We start from the raw sequence: 10,739 nt of genomic DNA on the forward strand, positions 1-10,739 counted from the left end.
ACGACATCGAAGCATTTTCGGTTTCGGAGCAGCGCTTTTGTTTCAGGATGGAGTCGTCGAAATGGATCTCGTCGAGTCGAATGTGCAGCCTGCCGCCGATATTGCCGAGGGCGTTCGCCAATCCGCGGTGGTCTGGGACGATAGCAACATGGTCACGCATTTCGCCAATGTCGTGAATATTCAGAGCACGCTCGAGCAAGTGGATCTGTTCTTCGGCACCAATAAGACCTGGAACATCGGCAACGAACGTCAGGTGCATGTCGAATTGACCGATCGCGTCATCCTCAGCCCGCATGCGGCCAAGCGCTTGAGCGTGGCTCTCGCCGGCGTGCTCAGAGAATATGAAACCCGCCACGGCGCCTTGAAGATCGACGGGCGCTGAACGCGCCGCACGTCCGGCGCGGCGGTGACGCCTTGACAATGCTCGCGAGCACGGAGGGGGCGAGCGCTCTGCGGCCCCCCGAAAGGACCAGGCTCCTCGACGATGAGCGCGTCGCGGTGCTCGAACAGGCGCTGTGGAAGCGCCTCGACGACGCCGACGATTTGCAGGCGCTTCTCGCCGCCTGGCTCGCGCTGCAATGCGGAATGATCTCCTTTGCGAGCTGCGGCGCGGTCGCGCTGCGGGACAGCAACGGCGGTCGCCGCGTGGTGTCTTGGCCGGAAGGCGTCGACGCGCTCGCGCGCCTTCATTCGACCATCGACCTTACGGTCGCCCAGCGCCGCGGCGTAGCGCAGAAACCGACCGCCGAGGCCGGAACGCCATCCGCGCCGGCGCAAATCGCCTATCCGATCATCATCGACGGGACGGTTCTCGGCGCCGCCGCTGTCGAGATCCAAGGCGACGGCGCGGCGCAATTGCGGCTCGCCGCGCGCCAATTGCAATGGGGCGTCGCCTGGATCCGCGAACGTCTGCGCATGGACGCGGCCGAGGATACGACACATAGGCTCCGCCGGATAACCGGCGTTCTCGACATGCTCGCCATCGCGCTCGAGGAAGAGGGCTTCGCGCCCGCTTGCCGCGCCAGCGTCACCGAGCTCGCTTCGCTGCAACGCTGCGAGCGGGTGAGCCTTGGATTCGCGCAGGACACGGGCGTGCGCGTCGCCGCCATCTCTCACAGCGCGCATTTCGGCAAGGACCTCAATCTCGTCCGCCTGCTCAACGGCGCGATGAACGAGGCGATCGATCAGCACGCCGTCATTCTCTATCCGCCGCGCGCGGAAGAATCGCACATCGTGCGCGCCCATGGCGAATTGGCGGAGGCGCATGGCTGCGGCGCCATTCTGACGACGCCGATGTTCGCCAAGGACAAATTCATCGGCGCCATGACATTCGAGCGCGACAAGGACCGTCGATTCGAGCAGGAGGAGATCGAGCTCCTCGAATGTCTCGCCGCCGCTCTCGGGCCGGTCCTCGACATTCGCCGCCGCGACGATCGCTGGTTGATCGTGAAGGCGTGGGAGCAGCTTCGCGACAGAGCTCAGGAGCTGCTCGGACCGGGACACGCCGGCAGCAAGCTCCTCGCGCTCGCGCTGATCGCGTCGACGCTGGCTCTCTATGTCGTGACCGATGTTTATCGCGTGACCGCCAACGCCGTGATCGAGGGCAGGGTGCAACGCGCGATCGTCGCGCCATTCAATGGCTTCATCAAGGAAGCGCATGCGCGCGCGGGCGACCAGGTCCGCAATGGGGACGTGCTCGCGACGCTCGACGATCGCGAATTCGCGCTCGAGCGGCTGCGCTGGGTCACCGAGCGACAAAAGAAGCAATATGAATTCGAACGCGCCGGCGGAGCGCGCAATCGCGCCGACACGCGCATCCTCGGCGCCGAGATGCAGGAATCGGAAGCCCAGATAAGACTGGCGGACGAGCAGCTCGCGCGGACGAAGCTGCAAGCGCCTTTCGACGGACTCGTCGTGTCGGGCGATCTCAGCCAATCCATCGGCGCCGCGGTCCAGCGCGGACAGGCGCTGTACGAAATCGCCCCGCTCGACGATTGGCGGATCGTCCTGGACGTCGACGAAGCCCAAGTGAACGAAATCACGATCGGAGCGGCCGGCGAGCTGCTGATCGCGGCGCTCCCCAATGAGACATTCCCGCTCATTGTCGAGAAGATCACGCCCGTGGCGAAAGCCGACGAAGGCGTGAACACATTCCGTATCGAAGCTGCGCTGCGCGGGAATTCACCCAAGCTGCGGCCCGGCATGAAGGGCGTCGGCAAGGTGGAAGCGGGCCGGCGTCGCGTCGCCTGGATCTGGACCCGATCATTGATCGATTGGTTCAAGGTCTGGTCGTGGCGCTGGCTGGATTAGGAGCAGGGCATGGCGTCGCCGCTGCGCAGCACGTCCTGGTATCGCGTCGCCGATCTCAAGCCGCGATTGCGCGCCCACGCAAGGATTCATCGGCAGCGCCATAGAGGCCAGCTCTGGTATGTTCTGCAGGACCGGCAGAACGGCCAATTTCATCGTCTCTCGCCATTGGCGCACAATATCGTTTGTCTCATGGACGGTCGCCGCACCGTCGACGCGATCTGGGAAATGATGGGCGAGCGTTACGGCGACGATCAGCCCACTCAGGACGAAACCATTCGTCTTCTCGCCCAGATTCATGCGGCCGATCTGCTGATCGGCGACGTTCCGCCGGACATGGGCGAATTGGCGCATCGGGCGGACCGGCAAAATCGGCGTAGCTTCGTCCAGAATGTCCGCAATCCGCTCGCGATCCGCATTCCGCTGGTCGATCCGGAGCGCGTCCTCGCCGCAACGGCGCCTTTGGCGAGAGTCGTGTTCGGCTGGTGGGGCTTCGCCTTCTGGCTCGCGACGATCGTCGTCGGATCGGCGCTCGCGGGTATGCATTGGAGCGCGCTGACGCACAATGTGGCCGACCGGGTTCTGTCCTCGGAAAATATCGTCCTTCTGCTGCTCGTCTATCCTCTCGTCAAAGCGCTCCACGAAATCGGCCATGGCATGGCGACGGCGCGATGGGGCGGCGAGGTGCATGAGATGGGCGTCATGCTGCTCGTGCTGATGCCGGTTCCCTATGTCGACGCTTCCGCCTCCGCCGCGTTTCAGGAAAAGCGGCGCCGCATCATCGTCGGCGCGGCGGGAATCATGGTCGAGATGTTTCTCGCCGCAGTGGCGATGATCGTCTGGGTTCTCGTCGAGAAAGGATTTGTGCGCGCCGCCGCCTTCGACGTGATGCTGATCGGCAGCGCCTCGACATTGCTCGTCAACGGCAATCCGCTGCTGCGCTTCGACGGCTATTATGTTCTCGCCGATCTGATCGAGATTCCCAATCTCGGCGCGCGCGCCAACGCCTATATGCTGTATCTGCTGCAGCGCCACGCCTTCGGCGTCGACCATCTCGTCTCGCCGGCGACCGCGCCGGGCGAGGCGCCATGGTTCGTCGTCTATGCGACGGCTTCATTCTTCTATCGCATGTCGGTGACATTCGGCATCGCTCTGTTCATCGGCTCGCGGCTCTTCGTCATCGGAATCCTGCTCGCGCTATGGGGGCTCGTCGCCGGTCTCGCGCTGCCGCTCGCAAAGGGCGTCCATCGCATTCTCTTCGATCCGCAGCTGCAGCGGGTGCGGGGCAGGGCGATCCTCGTCTCGAGCCTGTCGATCGCGGTCCTTCTTTTCCTGGTGATGATCGTTCCCGCGCCCTATGCGACGATGGCGCAGGGCGTCGTCGCCGTCCCGGAAAGATCCACGCTTCGCGTGCGCGCCGATGGCGAGGTGATCGACGCGCTTCCTGCCGAGGATCGCCAGATCGAGGCTGGAACGCGCGTGGCGACATTGGCGGACCCGGCCCTCGCCGGCGAGACCGCGGTGCTCGCGGCGCAGACGGAGGCCTATCGCCTTCGGCTCGAGGCCGTCGCCAATTCCGACCTCGTGCAGGCCAATATATTTCGCGAGGAGCTGCGCCGCCTCGAAGCCGCATTGGCGCTGAACCGGCAGCGCATGGCGGATCTCGAAATCGTCGCGGAGCATTCCGGCCGCCTCGTCTTGCCGCGCGCGGCGGATCTTCCCGGAAAATTCGTCAAGAAGGGCGATCTTCTCGGCTATGTCGTCGCGCACGGCGATCCCGTCGTGCGCGTCGTGGTTCCGCAATCGGACATAGATCTCGTCCGCAGCCGGACGACCACGGTCGAGGTCAGATTCGTCGGACGCATCGATCGCGTCGTTCACGCCGTCGTCGAACGCGAAGCGCCGGCGGCCCTGGATGAATTGCCGAGCCTCGCGCTCAGCAGGCGCGGCGGCGGCGACATTGCGCTCGATCCGACGAGGACGGACGCGCCGCGCGCGCTCGAATCGCAATTCCACATCGATCTGCGCGTCGCGCCGCAGGAAGAGCGGATGAACATCGGCGAACGTGTCTTCGTGCGCTTCGATCACGGCGGCGAGCCGATCGCTTTGCGTCTGTGGCGCGCATCGCGTCAATTGCTGCTGAGGCAGCTCGGTGTCTGACGCATCGGCGCCGGAGCGCCGCCCACTGCCGCGGCCCAGGCTCTATGCGGAGCGCCGCTGGCCCCGCTCCGGGCCGTTGGACCGCGCGGCCGAAGCGCTCACGGCCCGCTTTGCTCCCCAGATCGGGCGGCTCGTGGAGCGCGCCGCCGTCTCCATCGTCGAGCGCGTCGCGACGCATGAGGCCGAGCTGCGCGCAATGTCCGACGCCGAGCTGCGCGCGCGGGGGCGGGGGCTGCGTGACACGCTGCATCATTGTCGCGCGCGCGATCCAAAAGCGATCGCGGAGGCTTTCGCCGTCATTCGCGAGGCGTCCGGCCGCGTGCTCGGCATGCGACATTTCGACGTGCAGCTGATCGGCGGCAATATTCTGCTCGGCGGGACGATCGCCGAGATGGACACGGGCGAAGGCAAGACGCTCACCGCGACTCTGGCCGCGGCGACAGCGGCGCTCGCCGGCGTGCCGACCCATGTCGTCACCGCCAATGATTATCTCGCGCGCCGCGACGCCGAGCAGATGCGGCCGCTCTATGAATTTCTGGGACTGCGCGTCGGCGTCGTGACGCAGGAGATGGCGCCCGCGGAAAAAAAGGCGGGCTATGCCTGCGAGATCGCCTATTGCACGAATAAGACTCTCGCCTTCGATTATTTGCGCGATCGGCTGACGCTCGGCCGGCGCAGCGGCGATCTGCGACATAAATTCGAGTCGCTCGCCGCGCCGGCGGGGCGAACGCGAGAGCTGCTGCTGCGCGGCCTGCATTTTGCGATCGTCGATGAAGCGGACAGCATTCTCATCGACGAGGCGCGCACGCCGCTCATTCTCTCGCGCGCGCTCGCGTCGACCGCCGACCAGGAGATATTCGTTCAGGCGCTCGCGCTCGCCGGACGGATGAGCGAGGGACGCGACTATCTGATCCGGCTCGACGAAAGACGAGCCGACCTCACGGCGTCGGGCAGGGCGCGCGCCGCCGAGATGGCGCAGCCGCTCGGCGGCCGCTGGCGGCTCGCGTCCCAACGCGAAGAATGGACGCTTCAGGCGATCACCGCCATGCGGCTCTTCCATCGTGACGAGCATTACATCGTGCGCGCCGGCAAGGTCGAGATCGTCGACGAATACACCGGGCGCGTCATGGCCGATCGCTTCTGGAGCGACGGGCTGCATCAAATGATCGAGATCAAGGAGGGCTGCGCTCTCTCCGGCGGCCGCGCCACCATCGCCAGAATGACCTATCAGCGATTTTTCCGACGCTATCAGCGGCTCGCCGGCATGACGGGAACGGCGGCCGAGGTGTCCGGCGAGCTCTGGAGAGTCTATCGGCTCGCCGTCGCGCGCGTGCCGACGAACCGGCCCTCGCAACGCGCGCTGCTTCGCGATCGGATCGTCGCGACCGAGGCCGAGAAATGGCGCGTCATCGCGGAGACGATCGCCGAGCATCATCGCCGCGGCGCGCCGGTGCTGCTCGGCACGAGATCGGTGGCGTCGTCGCGCAGGGCGAGCGAAAGTCTGACTGCGGCGAGCCTGCCGCATGTCGTTCTCAACGCCGCGCAGGACGCCGCCGAGGCGGAGATCGTCGCCGCAGCCGGTCGGCGCGGACGCATCACGGTGGCGACCAACATGGCCGGCCGAGGGACCGACATCAAGCTCGACGACGATGTGATCGAATTGGGAGGGCTGCATGTCATAATGTCGGAACGTCACGACGCCCGCAGAATCGATCGTCAGCTCGCCGGACGCTGCGCTCGACAGGGACAATGCGGCTCCTTCCAATCGATACTTTCGCTCGACGACGGCGTCACGGACACAAACGCTTTACGCTTTGAGCGGTACTTAGTTCACGTAATGATTCGAGCCGGCTGGTCCTGGCCCGCGCGCTTTTCTCTTCGTGCAGCGCAAAGACACGCGGAGCGGCTCCATGCTCATATGCGTCGCGAATTATTGGATAGAGACGAGACTCTCGATCATGCGCTCGCCTTCACTGGAAAAGCCGAATAGCCGACGCGCCTTGCGCGCTGTGATCGCCGTCGCGATGACGCTCGCGATATGCAAAGGCGCATCGGCGGAACAGGCTCCCGCCCAGAACCGACGTTTCGATTGCGTCATCGATCCGTCGATGGCGGTCAAGCTCGGCAGCCCGACCACGGGATTGATCGCAGACGTGCTCGTCGATCGCGGCGATATCGTCGCCGAGGGCCAAGTGGTGGCGCGGCTCGAGTCGAGCGTCGAGGCCGCGACGCTGGAATTGAACCGGGCCCGCGCGGCGAGCGCGGCGCGCGTCGAGGCCCAGGCGGCGCGGCTGACGCTCAGCCGGGCGCGCATGGGGCGCGCGCGAGAATTATTCGAGCGGAACAGCTTCACGCGCGATAAATTGGACGAGCAAAAAGCGGATATGCGCGTCGCCGAGGAAGACCTCGCGCGCGAAAAAGTCGAGCTACGCCTCGCCGAGCTCGAAGTCGCGCGGTCCCGCGCCGTGCTCGAGCAGAGGACGATCCGCAGCCCGGTCGCAGGCGTGGTCGCCGAGCGCAAGCTGTCGCCGGGCGAATTCGTCCATCAGGACAATTTCATCATGAGCATCGTGCATCTCGACCCCTTGCACGTCGAGGCGTTTCTGCCGGTCGCAATGTATCCTCGCGTGAAGGTCGGCGCGACCGCCATGGTGTCGCCGGACGATCCGACCGACGGACGCTATATGGCGACCGTTTCTGTGGTCGATCGTGTGTTCGATCCGGCGAGCGCGACATTCGGCGTTCGCCTCATGCTGCCCAATCCGGACAATCGGCTGCCCGGCGGCCAGCGCTGCAAGCTCGATTTCGACGAAGCGGCGCGCGAGAGGGACTCCAAATGACGGCGGCGAACGCGCATCTCGTGGCGGCGTCATGATGAATGGTCACGCGGAAATGCGCGTCGCTCGACGCGGAACGCGGCGCTTTTGCGCTTCATTGCTCTGCTTTGTCGCGCTCGGAGCGCAAAACATGCGCGCGGAGACATTGAAGGGCGCGCTGGCCTCGGCTTACGCCAATAATCCAGACCTCGAGGAGCAACGCGCGATCGCGCGCATACGCGACGAGGACGTGTCCAAGGCGGCGGCGGGACATCGGCCGAAGGCGGGCGTTTCGATCAGCGCCGGACCGCAAAAATCCAGCGTCCGGCAGCCCGGCGGACGCGATCAGCTACGCAATCGCCTCTACACCAATGATGAGAATTTCGGCCATCCGCGCAGCGGCGCTTTGAATCTCTCGCTGACGGTCTTCGACGGATGGCGTTCGGACAATTCCATGCGTCAGGCGGAGTCCAGCGTGCTCGCCGCGCGCGCGACGCTGCTCGCCGCCGAGCAAGAGGTACTGCTGCACGGCGTCACCGTCTATATGGATGTGCTGCGCGACACTGCTGTGCTCGGCTTGCGCAAGCATAATCGCGCGGTTCTCGTCGAGCAGCTGCGTGTCGCGCGCGATCGCGCCGAGACGGGAACGGCGACCGTGGCCGATGTCGCGCAGGCGGAGGCGGCGCTCGCGCAAGCCGAATCCGACCATGCAGCGGCGCGCGAGGGGTTGCGGGCGAGCGTGGCCGAATATCGCGAGGTGATCGGACAGGCGCCGAACCGGCTGGAGCCCGCGCTGGGCTGCGAGCGCGAATTGCCGACCACGGTCGAACGCGCGGTCGAGCGCGCTATCGTCGCGCATCCGCAGGTGATCTCCTCTCTGCATCAGGTGGATATGGCGACGATGGCGGTGAAGGTCGCCGAGGGCGCGCTCATGCCCACGGTTTCCGTGAGCGGCCAAGTCTTTCAGCAATACGATTCGTATCTCGGCTATCCCGGCACCAGGCAGTTTTCGGCGCAAGTGACGGGAACGTTGAATGTGCCGCTCTATGACGGCGGCGCCGAATATTCCGCGGTCAGGCAAGCCAAGCAGCAGCTCGGACAGGCGCAGGTTCATGTCACGGCTCAGCGCAGCGCGGTGCGCGCCAAGCTCGCCGCGAGCTACGGCCGTCTCGCCGCCGCCACCGCGGCAATGCGCTTCGGCGCAATAATGGTTCGATCGTCGGAGACGGCGCTCGTGCAAATCCGCAATGAGGCGGAGTTCGGCCAAAGGGTGCTTCTCGACGTGCTGAATGCGCAACAGGCGCTGTTCGACGCCCGCGTCAAAATGGTCTCGGCGCAACATGATCGCGTCGTCGCCTCTTGTTCCGCGCTCGCGTCGATCGGCGGCTTGTCCGCGGATGGTTTGAATCTAGACGTGGAACGCTACGATCCGACCAAAAATCTGGAGAGAGTGCGCGGTCTTTGGATCGGTCTGGACACGCCGGACGAAAGATGAGGGCACCGCCGGGGCAGACGCCGGCCGACGGCCTCGACCCGCCAACGCGCATGATCGCGACCGCGTTCATGGCTCGACCAAGCGATCTTGCGCCACGATAATCGGATGACGACGATTTTCGGCCGAAGCGGCTGCCGGTTCAGCGTTGGAAGCGCGTCAAACAATGGCAAGATTTGGAACGCCGGCCTCGCCAACTCTTGAATGATGGGTCGGCCGCTCCCCCCCGGCCGGCCCTCGTTTCCACTTCGGAAGCGGCTCCCCCGCAGAACGCCGCCATCTCGCGTGTAAATCGGCGCGCTGAAGCGAATTGAGGGCCTCGCCGATCGGCGGCGGAGGGGCTCCGATGACGCTCTATCCCCCAAATCCATGAAAAGGCGTAATTTTTTTGGACTTTCGCCTCACTCGCCGGCGCTCGGACAAAGTCCGGTCGTCGAAATGCCTCGATAATCCCATTGAACAGGCTCATCGCGCGATCGAGCTACGCTCGGCTCCAACGCTCGAATTGAAACGGTTCCGAACCGCCTCGATCACTATTGCCGGCATCGAGCTCATGCATCGGCCCCGGAAAGGCCAGTTCAAACTCGAACCCTGGGCATCAAAGAGACCTATGCGCCTGATATCTGGAATGCCGTGCTCGCTCTATAGCCCAGTCGATCCGGGCGCTTCATGAAACGTTTGCGCCAGAACGTAAATTCGCTCGTCATCCCGAGTTTAACTCGCCCAAAAAGGAAATTCGTGACAAAACCCCGGGGCGAAGACGGCCGGCCGGAGCGGTCCTACGACCGAAATTTGACAAAAGCCCCGCCTTCGCCCGATAGGCAGTCTGCGGCCTCAGACTGTAGCCGAACGGCTACGTGGGTATTCCAGTGAACCAACAAGATATGAGTGCGGTCAACGCCCCGGACGCGAAAGGTTTAGCCCACCGGATCGCGGAATTGAGGACTTGGGCTCGCGAGAATGGCTATTACAGCGTCCCATTCTGGGAGCAGGCGCTGCGCTGCCTGGAGCTCGTAGCGGCGCCTGCGCTCGCTTTCATCCTCCTCGCGGAGGGTGGCGTCGCCGCCGCGTTCGGCGTGCTCGTTCTCGGCTTGCATTATCCGCGAACGGCCTATCTCGGACATGACGTCGCGCATAGCCAGTGGGGTCCACGCAGCGAGACGAAGGCGCGCATCAAATTGCGGCTCATTGCGCTCGCCCAAGGCTTCGGCTCGACGTGGTGGGTCGAAAAGCACGAGCTGCACCACGCTTTCCCAAACGCTTGCCGCGTCGAAGACGATGGAACCCGCACCCCGATCGACGGCGACATCGACTCGCCCCCTTGGCTCGTCTGGGACAAATCTTTGGCGCAATACAACGCCAAGGCGCGTCGCGCAGGGCTCGGTCGAGCGTTGTCGTTCCTGTTGCCGCGCTATCAGGTCCCATTGTTCTTCCCGATTCTTTCGGTCGCTCGTTTCAATTGGAGCTGGCAGAGCATCCTCGTCGCCGTGAAGAACAAGCAATGGTCCGAAGCGACGCTTTGCGCCGCCCATTGGGCTTCCGGGTTCGCGCTCGCCGGCGTTCTCACCCCGGGGGCGGCCTGGACCGGCTGGCTCTGGTTCCTCGCCGCGCAGCTCGTCGGCGGATTCATCCTCGCCTTCGTCTTCGTGCTCAACCACACGGGCATGGAAGTCTATGACGCGACGGAATCGAAGGGCTTCTATGACCGGCAGGCGCGCGCAACGCGCAACACGCCGAGCTCGCTGTTTCTCGATTGGTTGACGGGCGGCCTCAACAGCCAGATCGAGCACCACATGTTCCCGAGCCTGCCCCGCCGACGCTTGGCGCAAATGCGCGAAGCGACGAAAGCAGCGCTGGAGGAATGCGGCTACGCCTATGTGACGCTCAGCAACCGCGAGGCGATGCGAGCCGTTCTCTCCACGCTCGGCGACGCGGCGTGGGCGGGAGCGCCAGCGGTCTGACGC

7 protein-coding genes are annotated in these 10,739 nt (G+C 64.8%); all 7 read left to right on the top strand.

Translation table 11 applies throughout. The annotated features are described in order from the left end of the window. Nucleotides 1–61: 61 nt before the first annotated feature. Nucleotides 62–382 carry a DUF3467 domain-containing protein gene (locus VIF40_RS19490; protein WP_331939178.1) on the top strand — a complete coding sequence of 107 codons (321 nt, stop codon included), beginning with the start codon at nt 62–64 and terminating at the stop codon, nt 380–382. A 38-nt stretch (nt 383–420) separates the two neighbouring features. Then, nucleotides 421–2,310 carry an efflux RND transporter periplasmic adaptor subunit gene (locus VIF40_RS19495; RefSeq protein ID WP_331939179.1) on the top strand — a complete coding sequence of 630 codons (1,890 nt, stop codon included), beginning with the start codon at nt 421–423 and terminating at the stop codon, nt 2,308–2,310. A 9-nt stretch (nt 2,311–2,319) separates the two neighbouring features. Then, entirely contained in the window at nt 2,320–4,467 is a 2,148-nt protein-coding gene (locus VIF40_RS19500) for a PqqD family peptide modification chaperone (protein WP_331939180.1), read from the top strand. Continuing rightward, nucleotides 4,460–6,457 (top strand): DEAD/DEAH box helicase, encoded by a 1,998-nt coding sequence (locus VIF40_RS19505; protein ID WP_331939181.1) that lies wholly within the window; start codon nt 4,460–4,462, stop codon nt 6,455–6,457. The genes VIF40_RS19500 and VIF40_RS19505 overlap by 8 nt, the downstream gene beginning before the upstream one ends. Further along, complete coding sequence (locus VIF40_RS19510; RefSeq protein WP_331939182.1) at nt 6,426–7,307, top strand: efflux RND transporter periplasmic adaptor subunit; 882 nt, start codon at nt 6,426–6,428, stop codon at nt 7,305–7,307. Before VIF40_RS19505 ends, VIF40_RS19510 begins: the two co-directional genes overlap by 32 nt. Before the next feature lie 127 nt (nt 7,308–7,434). Continuing rightward, nucleotides 7,435–8,778 carry a TolC family outer membrane protein gene (locus tag VIF40_RS19515; protein ID WP_331939183.1) on the top strand — a complete coding sequence of 448 codons (1,344 nt, stop codon included), beginning with the start codon at nt 7,435–7,437 and terminating at the stop codon, nt 8,776–8,778. A 935-nt stretch (nt 8,779–9,713) separates the two neighbouring features. Continuing rightward, the gene (locus VIF40_RS19520; protein ID WP_331939184.1) at nt 9,714–10,736 is read left to right on the top strand and encodes a fatty acid desaturase; all 1,023 of its coding nucleotides are present in this window, start codon (nt 9,714–9,716) and stop codon (nt 10,734–10,736) included. Nucleotides 10,737–10,739 lie beyond the last annotated feature (3 nt).

The sequence above is a fragment of the Methylosinus sp. genome (assembly GCF_036560965.1).
Lineage (GTDB): Bacteria > Pseudomonadota > Alphaproteobacteria > Rhizobiales > Beijerinckiaceae > Methylosinus.

Coding starts and splice junctions, on each gene's coding strand:
- VIF40_RS19495 (WP_331939179.1), top strand. CDS start 421: ATGCTCGCGAGCACGGAGGGGGCGAGCGCTCTGCGGCCCCCCGAAAGG.
- VIF40_RS19490 (WP_331939178.1), top strand. CDS start 62: ATGGATCTCGTCGAGTCGAATGTGCAGCCTGCCGCCGATATTGCCGAG.
- VIF40_RS19515 (WP_331939183.1), top strand. CDS start 7,435: ATGCGCGCGGAGACATTGAAGGGCGCGCTGGCCTCGGCTTACGCCAAT.
- VIF40_RS19500 (WP_331939180.1), top strand. CDS start 2,320: ATGGCGTCGCCGCTGCGCAGCACGTCCTGGTATCGCGTCGCCGATCTC.
- VIF40_RS19510 (WP_331939182.1), top strand. CDS start 6,426: ATGCGCTCGCCTTCACTGGAAAAGCCGAATAGCCGACGCGCCTTGCGC.